The 14040-nt window shown below is 72.4% G+C and carries 14 protein-coding genes and 1 riboswitch; of the genes, 8 read left to right on the top strand and 6 right to left on the bottom strand.

Annotation, left to right across the window (positions count from 1 at the left end; genetic code table 11):
- The first annotated feature begins 30 nt into the window (after window positions 1-30).
- The 5 genes from ACWD68_RS13830 to ACWD68_RS13810 all read left to right on the top strand — a co-directional run bounded on the left by ACWD68_RS13830 (window position 31) and on the right by ACWD68_RS13810 (window position 6366).
- On the top strand, window positions 31-1005 hold the full coding sequence (locus ACWD68_RS13830; RefSeq protein WP_451806636.1) for an ATP-binding cassette domain-containing protein: 975 nt from the start codon (window positions 31-33) through the stop codon (window positions 1003-1005).
- A complete protein-coding gene (locus tag ACWD68_RS13825) occupies window positions 977-3061 on the top strand; it encodes a YhgE/Pip family protein (RefSeq protein WP_451806635.1) in 2085 nt (694 codons plus the stop codon). The genes ACWD68_RS13830 and ACWD68_RS13825 overlap by 29 nt, the downstream gene beginning before the upstream one ends.
- Before the next feature lie 35 nt (window positions 3062-3096).
- Window positions 3097-3726, top strand: coding sequence for a TetR/AcrR family transcriptional regulator (locus tag ACWD68_RS13820; RefSeq protein WP_451806634.1), 630 nt, complete (start codon window positions 3097-3099; stop codon window positions 3724-3726).
- A gap of 370 nt (window positions 3727-4096) precedes the next feature.
- Entirely contained in the window at window positions 4097-4735 is a 639-nt protein-coding gene (locus ACWD68_RS13815; RefSeq protein WP_451806633.1) for a DUF4126 domain-containing protein, read from the top strand.
- 107 nt (window positions 4736-4842) lie between these two features.
- Window positions 4843-6366: a phytoene desaturase family protein gene (locus tag ACWD68_RS13810; RefSeq protein WP_451806632.1), complete on the top strand. Its 1524-nt coding sequence runs from the start codon at window positions 4843-4845 to the stop codon at window positions 6364-6366.
- Window positions 6367-6415: 49 nt separating this feature from the next.
- Here ACWD68_RS13810 and ACWD68_RS13805 read toward each other — a convergent pair whose 3' ends face one another.
- The 6 genes from ACWD68_RS13805 to ACWD68_RS13780 all read right to left on the bottom strand — a co-directional run bounded on the left by ACWD68_RS13805 (window position 6416) and on the right by ACWD68_RS13780 (window position 11420).
- A complete protein-coding gene (locus ACWD68_RS13805) occupies window positions 6416-7429 on the bottom strand; it encodes an SCO2102 family sporulation regulator (RefSeq protein ID WP_451806631.1) in 1014 nt (337 codons plus the stop codon).
- A 56-nt stretch (window positions 7430-7485) separates the two neighbouring features.
- Window positions 7486-8409: a methylenetetrahydrofolate reductase [NAD(P)H] gene (gene metF, locus ACWD68_RS13800; protein ID WP_451806630.1), complete on the bottom strand. Its 924-nt coding sequence runs from the start codon at window positions 8407-8409 to the stop codon at window positions 7486-7488.
- A 180-nt stretch (window positions 8410-8589) separates the two neighbouring features.
- Window positions 8590-9249 carry a thiamine phosphate synthase gene (thiE, locus tag ACWD68_RS13795; protein WP_451806629.1) on the bottom strand — a complete coding sequence of 220 codons (660 nt, stop codon included), beginning with the start codon at window positions 9247-9249 and terminating at the stop codon, window positions 8590-8592.
- 91 nt (window positions 9250-9340) lie between these two features.
- Complete coding sequence (locus ACWD68_RS13790) at window positions 9341-9712, bottom strand: Rv2175c family DNA-binding protein (protein ID WP_261706908.1); 372 nt, start codon at window positions 9710-9712, stop codon at window positions 9341-9343.
- A 65-nt stretch (window positions 9713-9777) separates the two neighbouring features.
- Window positions 9778-11010, bottom strand: coding sequence for an NAD(P)/FAD-dependent oxidoreductase (locus ACWD68_RS13785; protein WP_451806628.1), 1233 nt, complete (start codon window positions 11008-11010; stop codon window positions 9778-9780).
- Between the two features lie 32 nt (window positions 11011-11042).
- On the bottom strand, window positions 11043-11420 hold the full coding sequence (locus ACWD68_RS13780) for a hypothetical protein (RefSeq protein WP_451806627.1): 378 nt from the start codon (window positions 11418-11420) through the stop codon (window positions 11043-11045).
- A gap of 52 nt (window positions 11421-11472) precedes the next feature.
- A riboswitch (TPP riboswitch) is annotated at window positions 11473-11585 on the top strand.
- Here ACWD68_RS13780 and thiO point away from each other — a divergent pair.
- The 3 genes from thiO (at window position 11583) to ACWD68_RS13765 (ending at window position 13744) form a co-directional block, all read left to right on the top strand.
- Window positions 11583-12749, top strand: a complete 1167-nt coding sequence (gene thiO / locus ACWD68_RS13775) for a glycine oxidase ThiO (RefSeq protein ID WP_451806626.1) — start codon at window positions 11583-11585, stop codon at window positions 12747-12749. (Overlaps the previous riboswitch by 3 nt.)
- A complete protein-coding gene (gene thiS / locus ACWD68_RS13770) occupies window positions 12746-12946 on the top strand; it encodes a sulfur carrier protein ThiS (RefSeq protein WP_451806625.1) in 201 nt (66 codons plus the stop codon). Before thiO ends, thiS begins: the two co-directional genes overlap by 4 nt.
- A 3-nt stretch (window positions 12947-12949) precedes the next feature.
- Window positions 12950-13744 (top strand): thiazole synthase, encoded by a 795-nt coding sequence (locus ACWD68_RS13765; protein ID WP_451806624.1) that lies wholly within the window; start codon window positions 12950-12952, stop codon window positions 13742-13744.
- Window positions 13745-14040: the final 296 nt, after the last annotated feature.

Here is a 14040-nt window from a genome sequence, read left to right as displayed (position 1 = left end):
TAGTTCCATGTTTCAGGGGATGGGGAATCTGTGGACGGTCCGCACGGACTGGGCGTCACGGCTGAGGACTTCGGGCTCGAGGGACCCCGCGGCTGGGCGTTCCGCGGGGTTCGTCTCGACGCGGAGCCCGGATCGCTCATCGCGATCGAGGGGCCGTCCGGGTCCGGCCGCACCTGCCTGCTGCTCGCGCTCACGGGCCGGATGAAGGCCACCGAGGGGACGGCGGCCGTGGGCACGGCCGGACTGCCGAAGCAGATGGCCGCGGTGCGCCGGACGAGCGCGCTCGCACACGTGCCCGGCGTCACGGACCTCGACCCCGCGCTGACCGTCGGGGAGCACCTGCGGGAACGGGCGCTGCTGCAGCGGCGGTTCGGCGGTTCGCTGCGCGTCCTGCTGCGACCGCGCGGCGAGCGGGTGAGCGAGACCGAGACGCGGATCGCCGCCGCGCTGGCCGCCGCGGGACTCGACCCGGAGACACTGCCCAAGGGAGCGAGGACCGCCGTACGCGACCTGGAACGGCTCGAAGCGCTGCGGCTGTCCATCGCACTGGCTCTGATCGGCCGCCCGCGGCTGCTCGGCGTCGATGACACCGACCTCAAGCTCTCGGACGCCGAACGGTCCGACGTCTGGGCCCTGTTGACGTCTCTCACCGAGTCCGGCACCACGGTCGTGGCGGTGTGCAGCGAGGCCCCCGAGGGCGCCGTCGTCGTGTCCACCGCACCGAGCGACACGTCGAGGACGGCCGGCGCACAGGGCCCCGACGGCTCCCGCGAGGCCGCACCGGCGCCCGGGGCCGAGACCACCGCCGACACCACCACCGCTGCCGCCGAGGCCACCACCAAGGCCGACGCCGACGCCACCCAGGCCGACGCCAGCACCGGCGCCAAGGCCACCGGCAGCACCGCCGAAACGGCCAAGGCCGACGCTGACAGCGACAGCGACAGCGACAGCGGGACCAACGACAAGGAGACGGCTGATGCGCTCACCGAAACTGGCCGCTCTTGAACTCCGCCGCTTCGGCCGGGGCAAGCTTCCGCGGGCCGCGCTGGCCGCGCTCCTGCTGCTGCCCCTGCTGTACGGCGCCCTCTACCTGTGGTCGTTCTGGGACCCGTACGGCCGTCTCGACCGCATCCCCGTGGCGCTGGTGAACGACGACAAGGGGGCGACGGCCGGCGGCAAGAAGGTGACGGTTGGCGACAACATCACCGAGGGGCTGCGCGACAGCGACACCTTCGAGTGGCACGAGGTGAGCTCCGCCGAGGCCCGCCGGGGTGTGGAGGACGGCACGTACTATCTGTCGCTGACCATGCCGGGCGACTTCAGCAAGAGGATCGCGTCCAGTTCCGGGTCATCGCCCGAGACGAGTGCGCTCCAGGTGCGGACCAACGACGCGAACAACTACATCGTCGGGCAGATCTCCCGCACGGTGTTCAGCGAGGTGCGGACGGCCGCGTCCACGAAGGCCTCGCGTTCGTTCCTCGACAAGATCTTCATCTCGTTCTCGGACATCCACGGGGCGACCGTGCAGGCCGCCGAGGGCGCCGACAAGCTCAACGGCGGTATCGGCAAGGCGAAGAAGGGCTCCAAGGACCTCGCGGACGGCCTGAAGGCGGCCAAGAAGGGCAGCGGAAAACTCTCCGGGGGCCTGAAGAAGCTCAACACGGGCGCCGGTGACCTGGAGGACGGTTCGCGCCAGGTCGCGGACGGGACCCAGGCGCTGGCCGACAAGGTCAACGGGGTCGCGGACAAGGTCGGCCCCTTTCTGAAGGACAACGAGAAGTCGATCGGTGACACGGCCCAACTGGTCGCCGACTCGGCCGCGGGGATCCGCCACAACCTCGACACCCTGGTGAAGACGGCCCCGGCCGCGGCCAAGGGCGCGCGCACCGCGTCCGACGCGCTGGACACCGTCCACCGCGCGCGGTGCGAGACCCTCCCGCTCCCCGACGCGGCGTGCCCCGAGCTGAAGAAGGCCAAGGAGGCGGCCGCGGACGTCGTCAAGGTCGCCGACGACGTGAACACGCTGATCGACGACCAGGACGGGGACCTCGACAAGCTGGACGAGAACCTGGCGACGCTGGAGAAGCAGGCGCAGGCCCTCGCCGACCGCTCGCCGCATCTCTCCGAGGACCTCGACGACAGCGTCTCCAAGATCAACAAGTTGAACGACGGTGCCTCCGCGGTCGCCAAGGGAGCGAAGCGGCTGCACTCGGGGCTCGGCACCGCCAAGACCGGCGCGGCGGACCTCGACGAGGGCGTCGGACAGTTGAGGACGGGCGCGAGCGACCTCGACGGCGGCCTGTACAAGCTCGTCGGCGGCTCCGGGAAGCTGGCCGGCGGACTGCACGACGGCGCCGACCAGATCCCCGACTACGCCAAGCCCGACCGCGACCGGCGCACCCAGGTCATGGCCGACCCGGTGCAGCTGGCCTCGAGGGACCTGCACAAGGCGCCCAACTACGGCACGGGGTTCGCCCCTTACTTCATCCCGCTGTCCCTGTGGGTCGGCTCGATGGTGGCGTACATGCTGATCCAGCCGCTGAACCGGCGCGCGCTCGCGGCGGGGGCCTCGGCGTGGCGGATCGCGCTGGCGGGCTGGCTGCCGGTCGCCGTCGTCGGCGTGCTCCAGACGGCCGCCCTGATGGCGGTGCTCCACTGGGCGATCGGCCTCCAGATGGTGCGGGCGGCCGGAACGGTGGGCTTCCTGTTCCTGGTGTCGGCCTGTTTCGCGGCGATCGTGCAGTGGCTGAACGCGCGCTTCGGGGCGGCGGGCCGGATCCTCGTCCTCGCCTTCCTGATGCTCCAGCTGACGTCGGCGGGCGGCACCTACCCCGTCCAGACCAGCCCGGGCTTCTTCAACGCGATCCACCCCTTCCTGCCGATGAGTTACGTCGTCGAGGCCCTCCGCAGGCTCATCACCGGCGGCGGCCTCGAGCCGGTATGGACGGCGTGCCTCGTACTGACGGCGTTCACCGTGGGCGCCCTCGCGCTCACCGCCCTGTCGGCGCGCCGCAAGCAGGTGTGGACCCTCGACCGGCTGCACCCGGAGCTGAGCCTGTGACCAAGCGCGCCGGCGCTCCTGTGACAATCGGGGCCATGGACAGCACCAGCACCACGGCGGGCGGCGGCAGCCGCCGCGAGGCGACCCGGCAGAAGCTTTACGAGGCGGCCGTCACACTGATCGCCGAACAGGGCTTCTCCGCCACCACAGTGGACGAGATCGCCGAGCGGGCCGGGGTCGCCAAGGGCACGGTCTACTACAACTTCGCGAGCAAATCGGTTCTCTTCGAAGAGCTTCTGCGGCACGGCGTGGGGCTCCTCACCGCCTCGCTGCGGGAGGCCGCGGAGAAGACCGCCCGGGACGGCGGCAGCAAGGTCGACGCGCTGGACGCGATGATCCGGGCCGGGCTCGTCTTCATCAACCGCTATCCGGCCTTCACCCAGCTGTACGTGGCGGAGCTCTGGCGCACCAACCGTGCCTGGCAGTCCACCTTGATGGTGGTGCGGCAGCAGGCGGTGGCGGTCGTCGAGGACGTTCTGCGCGACGCGGTGGCGGCCGGGGAGCTCAGCGACGAGATCGACATCCCGCTGACCGCGGCGGCGCTGGTCGGGATGGTCCTGGTGGCCGCCCTGGACTGGCAGGCCTTCCAGCCGGAGCGCTCCCTGGACGACGTCCACGCGGCGCTGTCCCGGCTCCTCCAGGGGCGTGTGAGCGGCCACCGCTGAACACTCGTACACACAAAGCGCCGGTTCGAACGGCCGCGTCCCCCGCGGGCCGTTCGAACCGGCGCTTCTTCGTGCTCCCCCGTGCCCCCCCGTGCCCCCCGTTGGGCCCCCGTTCGGTCGTCCCCCGGGTTCCCCCGTGTCTCACTCCCGCCGAGCGAGTCGGCGGAAGGAGCGGCCAAGGGCGCGAGTTCCGTTCCGCCGCCCCGTGTCGGCGGTGCCGGAGCCGCGCCCCTTTCCGTGTCCCCACTCTGCCGTTCGCGCAGGTGGGGCCCATCCGTGCGCCTACTCATCTCACCCTGTAGGTACGGATACTCAGGCATACGCACTCATGCCCAGGACGCGCCGTCGCCCACTGGTTACGATCGCGTCCGTGTCCGTACTCCCCCTGGTCTTCACCAGCGGCTGGGCCAGCGGCATCAACGCGTACGCGGTGGTGCTGCTGCTCGGCATCTTCGGCGCGACCGGGCTGAGCGACGAGGTCCCGGAGTCCCTGCAACGCCCTGAGATCCTGGTCACAGTCGGCGTGCTCTTCCTCTGCGAGGCCGTCGCCGACAAGATCCCGTACGTGGACTCGGTGTGGGACTCCGTGCACACCGTGATCCGGCCGGCGGCGGGCGCGTGGGTCGGGGCGCTGCTCGCCGGACAGAGCGGTTCGGTATCGGATCTGACGGCGGGCCTGATCGGCGGTTCGACGGCACTGGCGAGCCACACGGTCAAGACCGGGACACGGATGGCGATCAACACGTCGCCGGAGCCGTTCAGCAACTTCGTGATGAGCACCGCCGAGGATCTCGGGGTCGCCGGCCTCCTCACCTTCGCGATGTTCCATCCCGAGGCCGCGGCGGTCATCGCCGGTGTCCTGCTGATCACCGGGCTGGTGGTGCTCTACTTCCTCGTCTCCCGGATCAGACGGTTCCTGCGTCGCCGCGCGCAGCGCCGGGAGGAGAGACGGATGGCGGCGCTGGTGGAGCAGCCGCCCGGCCCGGCGTCACGGACGGACCCCGAGTGACCACGGCGGAGGGTCCGGGCGGCAGCCGGACCCGGTGACGCGGTCGCGGGACCGGCCCGATCCGCCTCCGGACAGGACTGTCGGTGGGGGCCGATAAAGTCGCCGGCATGGGACGGATTGCGGTGATCGGCGCCGGGATGGGCGCGATGGCGGCCGCCGCCCGGCTGGCCGTCGCGGGCCACCGGGTGGTGGTGTACGAGCGGACGGAGACGTACGGCGGCGCGGTGCGCCGCTTCGAGCGCGGCGGCTTCGCCTTCGACACGGGACCGGGACTGCTGCCGCTGCCCGCGGTCTACCGCGACCTGTTCGTCAAGACGGGCAAGCAGCCCCTGGAGGAATGCGTCGAACTGGTCCAGGTCGACCCGTCGACCGACCATGTCTTCGCGGACGGCACACGGGTGTCCCTCCCGAACGCCTCGCGCGCGGGCGTGCTCGCCGCGCTGGACGAAGCGCTCGGCCCGGACGCTGGCGCACGGTGGGGCGACTTCCTGGTGCGGGCCCGCGAGGCGTGGGACCGGACGCGCAGACCGCTCCTGGAGGAGCCCCTGTGGCCCAACTGGCCGGTGCTGGCCGAGCGCGAGCCCTACCCTTCGGTGCCGCACAGGAAGCTGCTGCGCACCCGCCGGGCCGGCACCCTCGCCGAGGTGGCCGCCTGGGAACTGCGCGACGCGCGCCTCACGGCGCTCCTGGAGAGTCACGCCCTGGCGTACGGGCTCGACCCGCGCGTCACCCCGGCGAGCGCCGCCGTGCTGCCGTACATGGAGCACGCCTTCGGCACCTGGTACGTGCGCGGCGGCATCCGGGAGCTGGCGCGCGCGGTGTACGAACGGTGTGTGGCCCGCCGGGTCGAGTTTTGCTTCGGGACGTCCGTCGAGCGGATCGTCGAGAAGGACGGCCGGGTCGTCGGTGTGGAGCTCTCCGGGGGCGCCTCCCGGCCTTCCGGCTCCGAGGAAGACACCTTCGCGGAGGCGGACTTCGTGGTCGCGGGCGTGGCGCCCGGCGTCCTGGACGGCCTCCTGCCCGGGGCGGTGATCCGGGGTGGTGACGAGGTCCCGGCGCAGTCGGGGGCGGCCAGCCGGCTGACGGTGCTGCTCGCCCTGCGCGGCGGGCGGCCCGCCGGGGTGGCGCACCGGACGGTGGTCCACACGGTCGACCGCGCGGGCGAGCTGGACCGGCTCTTCGGCGAGCGCCCCGGGCTGCCCGCGGCGCCCACGGTCGTGGTGTCTCGCCCCGACGACTCCGCGCTCGTACCGGACGCGGAGCACGAGGCGGTCACGCTGACGGTCACGGTGCCGTCGGGCGCCCAGGTGTCCGAGGCGGACGTGGAGCGGGTCCTCGACGCGGCCGGGCGCGCCCTGCCGGGCCTGCGCGACCGGCTCCTGTGGCACGAGGTCCGCACCCCGGCCGACATCGCGGAGGCGACCGGTGCGGAGGGTGGCGCGGTTCCCGCTCCCGCGCTCCCCGCGGGGGACGGCCGGCTGCTGCACCCGTCGAACAGCACGCGGATGCCCGGGCTCTTCGCGGCCGGGGGCTGGGCGCACCCCGGCGGCGGCCTGCCGCACGCGGGCATGTCGGGCGCGCTGGTGACCGGGCTGATCGTGGAGGGTCCGGAGTTCCAGGGCTCACAGTGAACGGACGCGGGCGGCGGCGAGGGGAGGCCGCCAGCCGCTGTCCGGCCGGTCAGAAACGGTACTGCTCGTCGTACCCGGCGTTGTTGTTGCCGTTGCCCTGGTACGGGTACTGCTGCTGCTCGGGCGGGAGTTCGCCGCCGTACTGCTCGTCGGTGCGCTGCTGCGGCACCCAGACACCGCCGGGCGGGGTCTCGCCGCCGTACGTGCCGGTGGCGTACTGGTCCTGGCCGTAGTTCTGCTGTTGCTGCGTGTACTGCTGGTCGCCGCCGGTGTAGGTGGTGTCGTACGAGGCGCCCGTGTACGTCTGCTGGCCGACGTACGGGTCGGAGTAGGCCGCGTACTGCTGCTGGCTGTTGTCGTAGCCGTACTGCTGCTGGTCGTAGCCCGTGTATCCGTCGTACGCGTACGCCTGCTGGTCCTGCGACTGACCGCCCGTCGCGTAGGCCTGCTGGTCCTGGGACTGGGCGGCCGCGGCGTAGGCCTGCTGGTCCTGGGACTGGGCCGCGCCGTAGGACTGATCGGTGGCGGCGGCATAGGCGGCCGCGTTGTAGACGCCGTAGGAGCCGGTGTCCTCGGGCAGGGGCTGCGGTTCGTAGACCGCGGTGGACTCGGCGGCCGCGGGGTCGGCGGACCCCGGGGGCATGAACCGGTCGGACTGGGCGGGCGTGAAGACGTCGTCCTCGGCGGCGTACTCGTCATCGTGCCGGTAGGCCGCTTCCTCGACCTCATCGAGGTCGGAGACCTCGAGCGACGGGTCCTCGTTCTCCGGCTCACCGCGGCGGCGCTTGCTGGGCTTGGCCGGCGCGGAGCGGCCGTTGATGGCCCAGCCCTGCGCGAAGCCCTGGCGGAACGACAGCGTCACATAGGTCTGACCGACGGTGAAGGCGGCCGCGCCCAGACCGATGACCACGACCGAGTGCATCAGGACGCCGAGAACCACACCGAGGAAGCCGACGAAGGCGAGCAGCCGGAACCGCAGCCGCGCCTTGTACTGCAGCAGCACCTCGCCGAGCAGCCACAGCGCGACGATGCCGAATGCAAGATAGAGGACCGTCAAGCCCATGTACGCCCCTCTCCCAGTGGCCGCTACGCAGTGTGTCGTACGCGGGTGCGACCGGTCTAGGCCTGCTGCGGGTGGTGCAGGCCCAGATTCTCGTAGATTTCCAGCGTCGCCGTGGAGTTGTTCAGCGTAATGAAGTGCAGTCCGGGGACTCCCTCGGCCAGCAGCCTCGCACAGAACTCCGTCGCGAACTCGATCCCAATGGAGCGTACAGCCGCCGGATCGTCTTTGACTGTGAGGATCCGCTCTTTCAGGACGTCCGGGAACGAGGCATTGGACAGTTTGGGGAGCCGTTCCAGCATCTTCACACTGGTCACGGGCATGACCTCGGGGATGACCGGCGTCGCGCAGCCCGCCGCGTCGACGCGGTCCCGCAGGCGCAGATAGGACTCCGGCTGGAAGAACATCTGCGTGATCGCGTAGTCGGCGCCGGCGCGGCACTTGTCGACGAAGTGGGAGACGTCCAGGTCCCAGGTGTCGGACCGCGGGTGCATCTCCGGGAAGGCCGCGACCCCGACGCAGAAATCGCCCGACTCCTTGATGAGGTGCACGAGTTCGGCCGCGTAGGTCAGACCCTTGGGGTGCGGGACCCACTCGCCCATGGGGTCGCCCGGCGGGTCGCCGCGCACCGCGAGCATGTTGCGGATGCCCGCGTCCGCGTACTGCCCGATGATGTTGCGCAGTTCCGCGATGGAGTGGTTGACCGCGGTGAGGTGGGCGACCGGGGTCAGGGTCGTGTCGAGGACGATCTGCTCGGTCTCCTTGACCGTGCCGGCCCGGGTGGAGCCGCCGGCTCCGTAGGTCACGGAGACGAAGTCGGGCGCGACGGCCTCGACCCGCCGCAGGGCGTTCCACAGGTTCCGCTCGCCCTTGGGAGTCTTCGGCGCCGAGAACTCGAACGAATACGTCTGTTTGCCGGTCGCGAGCATGTCGCGCACGGTGCGTGCGCGATCAGTCCTGGTGGAAGCAGATCCGAGGGCCATACTCGCAGGTTAGCCAGAGGGCGTCGGTCCCCCAACCGAACCGCTGGGATTTGTCCGATCTGTCGAGTTCTTGTCCACCCCTCGGACAGGGGCCGCATCGGCACTCTCCGCGCGGCCCGAACCGCACGCCCGGCAGAGACTCAGCCGTGCCGGCACGCTCCGCGCGGGCCGCTGCCGTGCCTACGCCGCACGCAGCCTCTTGGCGAACTCCGCCGCGGCCGCGCCGGGGTCGTCCGCCTCGGTGATCGCCCGTACGACGACGACCCGGCGGGCGCCGGCTTCGAGCACCTCGTCGAGCCGGCCGAGGTCGATACCGCCGATCGCGAACCAGGGACGGTCGGTACCGAGGGAGGCCGTGGTGCGGACCAGGTCGAGGCCGGGTGCGTGGCGGCCGGGCTTGGTGGGGGTGGGCCAGCAGGGGCCGGTGCAGAAGTAGTCCACGCCCTCCTGGACCGCGGCGGCCGCGGCCTCGGACGCGGCGTGCGTGGAGCGGCCGATGAGCACCTCGTCGCCGAGGATCGCGCGGGCCGCGGGAACCGGGAGGTCTCCCTGGCCCAGGTGCAGTACGCCGGCTCGGGCGGCGTGGGCCACATCGGCCCGGTCGTTGACCGCGAGGAGCTTGCCGTGGCGGGCGCAGGCGTCCGCGAAGACCTGGAGGTGTTCCAGTTCCTCGCCCGCCTCCATGCCCTTGTCGCGCAGTTGCACGATGTCGACACCGCTCCCCAGGACCGCGTCGAGGAACTCGGCGAGGTCGCCCTGCCGCCTGCGGGCGTCGGTGCACAGGTAGACGCGGGCGTCGGCGAGCCGGCCCCGCGCGGTCGTGGCGGCGTTCTCGGGCATGCGTGGATCCCCCGTTTGTCGGTGCGCGGGGAGTGCGGCGGCCGGGATGGTCCCGCCGCCGCGCTCCCCGTGCCGGACGGTCGCGTTCAGGTCAGACGGCGAGCGCCTGGGCGCGGCGCTTCACCTCCGTGCCGCGATTCTCGCTCAGAGCCTGCGCGGGGGTGCCGGGCAGGCTCGGGTCGGGGGTGAAGAGCCACTCGAGGGCCTCTTCGTCGGAGAATCCGTCGTCCCTCAGGAGCGTCAGGGTGCCGGCCAGGCCCTTGACGACCTTCTGTTCGTCCGCGTCGATGAAGTCGGCGGGGACGTGCAGCGCGCGGTTCTCACCACGGCGTACGGCGATCAGCTGGCCGTCCTTGACCAGCTGCCGGACGCGCGTCACCTCGACGCCGAACTGTTCGGCGATGTCGGGGAGGGTGAGCCAGGCGGGGACGAGAGCATCGATCTTTGCGTCAATCTCGGTCACGGGACAAGCCTGCCATCCCGGACCGACAGTCGGAAGCCGAGGGCACCCGACCTGGGGTGACGGATTCAGGCCGCGGCGGCCTTCAGCGGCCTCGACGGGTCCGCGAGCAGCTCCGGATCCATCAGCGCGCCCGCCTCGATGAGCCGGCGGCCCTGGGCGAGATCCCTCGGGCGGCCCACCGCCAGAAGAGCGACCAGACGCGTCTCGTGGAGCCAGCACACCGACCAGGAGGCGCCCGAGGAGTCGCCGCGCCACACCATGGTGTCGGCGGGCGCGTGGTGGCCGACGTACTGCACGAAGCGGCCGAACTGCTCGGACCAGAAGTACGGCACCGGGTCGTAGGCGGCGGGCGCCTCCCCGATGATGTTCGCGGCGACCGTGCGCGGGCCCTGCAGGGCGTTGTCCCAGTGGTGGACGAGGAGGCGGTCCTCGTAGCGTCCCGACGGGAAGGAGGCGCAGTCGCCGACCGCGTAGACGTCCGCCAGGGAGGTGCGCAGGTGGTCGTCGGCGACGATCTCGCGGTCGGCGCCGAGTTCGATGCCGGAGCCGGCGATCCAGGCGGTCGCGGGCCGCGCCCCGATCCCGACCACGACGGCGCCCGCGGGCACCCGGGAACCGTCGTCCAGGACCACCGCGCCGGGCTCGATGCGCTCCACGCGCGCGTGGGTGCGCAGCGATGCCCCGCTGTCCGCGTACCAGGCGGCCATCGGCGCGGCCACCTCGGCGGGCAGCGCCCCGGCGAGCGGCCGGTCGGCGGCCTCGACGACCGTCACCGCGCAGCCCGCCTCACGCGCCGCGGTGGCGAACTCGGCGCCGATCCAGCCGGCGCCGACGACCACGATGTCGTGCTGCTGGGCGAGGACCGGACGCAGCCGGTCGGCGTCGTCCAGGGTGCGCAGCAGGTGCACCCCGGGCACGCCCTCCGCGCCGGGCAGCTGGATCGGTTCGGCGCCGGTGGCGACGACCAGGACGTCGTACGGGACGGGTCCGCCCTCGGTGTCCAGTTCGTGGTCGCCGGGGCGCACGCCGAGGGCCGTGCGGCCCAGCCTCAGCTCGATGTCCAGGGCCTCGAAGTCGACGTCGAAGGCGGAGCCCTCGGCCTTGCCCAGCAGGACGGCCTTGGACAGCGGCGGCCGGTCGTACGGCTGATGCGGCTCCGCGCCGATCAGGGTGACGGTGCCCGTGAAGCCCTGCTCGCGCAGGGCGACCGCGGTCTGCACTCCGGCCATGCCCGCGCCCACCACGACGACCCGCCGTGCCGTGGGCCCCTGCGCCTGAGACTGCGTCTGCTCGCTCACCTGATCACCATAGACACCTGACAATTCGTCAGTCAGCTGACGTGCTCAGTGACCTGTTCCACACGGCCGGTCGAGCGCACCTCTTCCACCACGCTCGTCCCTGTGCCTGTCCGCGACTCCCACGCCCAGCTCTCCTCCAGCCGCAGCCGGCCGTCGGGCAGTTCCACCACGAGGGACACGCAGTGGCCCGACGAGGTGGTCCCGTCGTGCTTCAGCTGCACGTACCGGAAGTCGAGGCGGTCGCCCTCGCGGGTACCCACGAGGTTCCCGCGGACCACGTCGCCGCCCGCGTAGTCGGCCCAGACCACGCCGTCCTGCTCGTGGTACGCGAACCGGGTGCGGGTGCCCACCTGACCCGGCGCCTGGTCGGCGACGGGGGCCAGGACGAGGCCGTCGAGCGATCGTGCCATGGGCGGAGGCTCCCTTACTGGGGCGGGCGGGGGCGGGCTAGGGTGGCCAACGTAAAGCACTCGCGGGAGCCCGGACGCACCGGGCTGAGAGGGAGGCTGGGCGGCCTCCGACCGTACGAACCTGATCCGGGTCATGCCGGCGAAGGGAGGGGCTGGACGCCCATGTCGCCTGCACGTTCCTCAGACGTCCTCGTCATCGGGGGCGGAATCATCGGTCTGGTGACGGCGTGGCGGGCCGCTCAGCGCGGGTTCACCACCGCGCTCGTGGACCCCGAGCCGGGCGGCGGGGCCGCCCAGGTCGCGGCCGGGATGCTCGCCGCCGTCACCGAGCTGCACTACGGCGAGGAGACCCTGCTGGGCCTCAACCTCGCCTCCGCGCGCCGCTATCCGGACTTCGCCGCCGAGCTGACCGAGGCGTCCGGCCAGGATCTCGGCTACCTCCGGTGCGGCACGCTGGCTGTCGCGCTGGACGCCGACGACCGCGCGCACCTGCGGGAACTGCACGCTCTGCAGAGCCGGTCGGGGCTGGAGTCGGAGTGGCTGAGCGGCCGTGAGTGCCGCCGTCTCGAGCCGATGCTCGCGCCCGGCGTACGCGGTGGACTGCGGGTCGACGGCGACCACCAGATCGATCCCCGGCGCCTCGCGGGGGCCCTGGTCACGGCGTGCGAGCGGGCCGGAGTGGTCCTGCACCGGACCTGGGCGGAGCGTCTGACCGTCGTACGGGACCGGGCCGCCGGGGTCGTCACCACGGACGGCACCGAGCTCACGGCGGGCCAGGTGGTGCTGGCCGGGGGCAGCCTCAGCGGCCGTCTGGCGGGCGTCCCCGAAGACGTCCTGCCACCCGTGCGCCCGGTGAAGGGACAGGTCCTGCGGCTCGCCGTACCGCGGCGGTACGCGCCCTTCCTGAACCGCACCGTGCGGGCCGTGGTCCGGGGCAGTCACGTCTACCTGGTGCCGCGTGAGAACGGCGAGCTCGTGGTGGGCGCGACCAGCGAGGAGCTGGGCTGGGACACCACGGTGACGGCGGGCGGCGTCTACGAACTGCTGCGCGACGCCCATGAGCTGGTTCCCGGGATCACCGAGCTGCCGCTCGTCGAGACCCGCGCGGGGCTGCGCCCCGGCTCGCCCGACAACGCGCCGCTGCTCGGCCCGACCGCGCTGGACGGACTGCTGCTGGCCACCGGGCACTTCCGCAACGGCGTGCTCCTGACGCCCGTCACCGGCGACGCGATGGCCCACGTCCTGACCACCGGCGAACTCCCCGCCGAAGCCCGCCCCTTCAGTCCTCTGCGCTTCGGCGCCACCGCCCTCACGGAGCAGCCCGCATGAACATCGTCGTCAACGGGGAGCGGCAGCGGATCGCCGCCGGGACCGCTCTCGACGCCCTCGTCGCGACCCTCACCCCGGCGCCGGCCGGAGTGGCCGCCGCCCTGAACGAGACCGTCGTCCCGCGCGCGCGGTGGTCGTCCACCGCTCTCACCGAGGGCGACCGCGTCGAAGTCCTCACCGCCGTCCAAGGAGGCTGACCCATGGCCGACGATCCCTTCGTCCTCGGGGGCAGGTCCTATGCGTCCCGGCTGATCATGGGGACGGGCGGCGCGCCCAGCCTCGACGTCCTGGAGCGGTCCCTGGTGGCTTCGGGCACGGAGCTGACGACGGTCGCGATGCGGCGCGTGGACGCGTCCGTGCACGGCTCGGTCCTGTCGGTGCTCGACAGGCTCGGCATCCGCGTCCTGCCGAACACGGCCGGCTGCTACACCGCCGGTGAGGCCGTGCTGACCGCCCGCCTGGCGCGCGAGGCTCTGGGCACCGACCTGGTCAAGCTGGAGGTCATCGCCGACGAGCGGACCCTTCTGCCCGATCCGATCGAACTGCTCGACGCGGCGGAGAAGCTGGTCGACGACGGCTTCACCGTGCTGCCGTACACGAACGACGACCCGGTGCTGGCGCGGAAGCTGGAGGACGTCGGCTGCGCGGCGATCATGCCGCTCGGCTCGCCCATCGGGTCCGGGCTCGGGATCCGCAACCCGCACAACTTCCAGCTGATCGTCGAGCACGCGCGCGTGCCGGTGATCCTGGACGCCGGAGCGGGTACGGCCTCGGACGCCGCGCTCGCGATGGAGCTGGGGTGTGCGGGCGTGATGCTCGCCTCGGCGGTGACACGGGCGCAGGAGCCGGTGCTGATGGCGGAGGCCATGCGCCACGCGGTGGAGGCGGGGCGTCTGGCCCGGCGGGCGGGGCGCATCCCCCGGCGGCACTTCGCCACGGCGTCCTCCCCTGCGGAGGGCATGGCGGCGCTGGACCCGGAGCGCCCCGCGTTCTGATCTTCCGTCCGCGTGCCGTGCGCGTACCGTCCGTTTCCGGCCGTACGGGCGCGGTGGACCTGTCGCGGGAGCGTCGCCGTCGGCGGGTGCGCGGGTGCCGTGGTGTCCGGGCGGCCCCGGGAGCGGCCCTGTGACGTGCGCCTGGCTTCGGGGGCGGGCTTCGGGGCGGTGGATGCCGGGGCCGGCCGCGATCGGCCTTCGCGCGGGCGCAGGTTGTCGCGTTGTGGCCTTGCGGTGGCGGACAGGACCCGATCGGACATCAGTACGAAGACAGCGTCCCCGTGCGTGCGGCGTGC

It is taken from the genome of Streptomyces sp. NPDC005141 (assembly GCF_053599975.1).
Note: the sequence above shows the minus strand (reverse complement) of the source record. Positions and strands in the feature narration are given on the sequence as shown.

Bases quoted from the DNA above. Each gene is read 5' to 3' on its own strand.
- thiO (WP_451806626.1), top strand. From the start codon at position 11,583: ATGTCGCCTGCACGTTCCTCAGACGTCCTCGTCATCGGGGGCGGAATC.
- ACWD68_RS13805 (WP_451806631.1), bottom strand. From the start codon at position 7,429: ATGGGCTTGACGGTCCTCTATCTTGCATTCGGCATCGTCGCGCTGTGG.
- ACWD68_RS13825 (WP_451806635.1), top strand. From the start codon at position 977: ATGCGCTCACCGAAACTGGCCGCTCTTGAACTCCGCCGCTTCGGCCGG.
- ACWD68_RS13780 (WP_451806627.1), bottom strand. From the start codon at position 11,420: ATGGCACGATCGCTCGACGGCCTCGTCCTGGCCCCCGTCGCCGACCAG.
- thiS (WP_451806625.1), top strand. From the start codon at position 12,746: ATGAACATCGTCGTCAACGGGGAGCGGCAGCGGATCGCCGCCGGGACC.
- ACWD68_RS13810 (WP_451806632.1), top strand. From the start codon at position 4,843: ATGGGACGGATTGCGGTGATCGGCGCCGGGATGGGCGCGATGGCGGCC.
- metF (WP_451806630.1), bottom strand. From the start codon at position 8,409: ATGGCCCTCGGATCTGCTTCCACCAGGACTGATCGCGCACGCACCGTG.
- ACWD68_RS13765 (WP_451806624.1), top strand. From the start codon at position 12,950: ATGGCCGACGATCCCTTCGTCCTCGGGGGCAGGTCCTATGCGTCCCGG.
- thiE (WP_451806629.1), bottom strand. From the start codon at position 9,249: ATGCCCGAGAACGCCGCCACGACCGCGCGGGGCCGGCTCGCCGACGCC.
- ACWD68_RS13820 (WP_451806634.1), top strand. From the start codon at position 3,097: ATGGACAGCACCAGCACCACGGCGGGCGGCGGCAGCCGCCGCGAGGCG.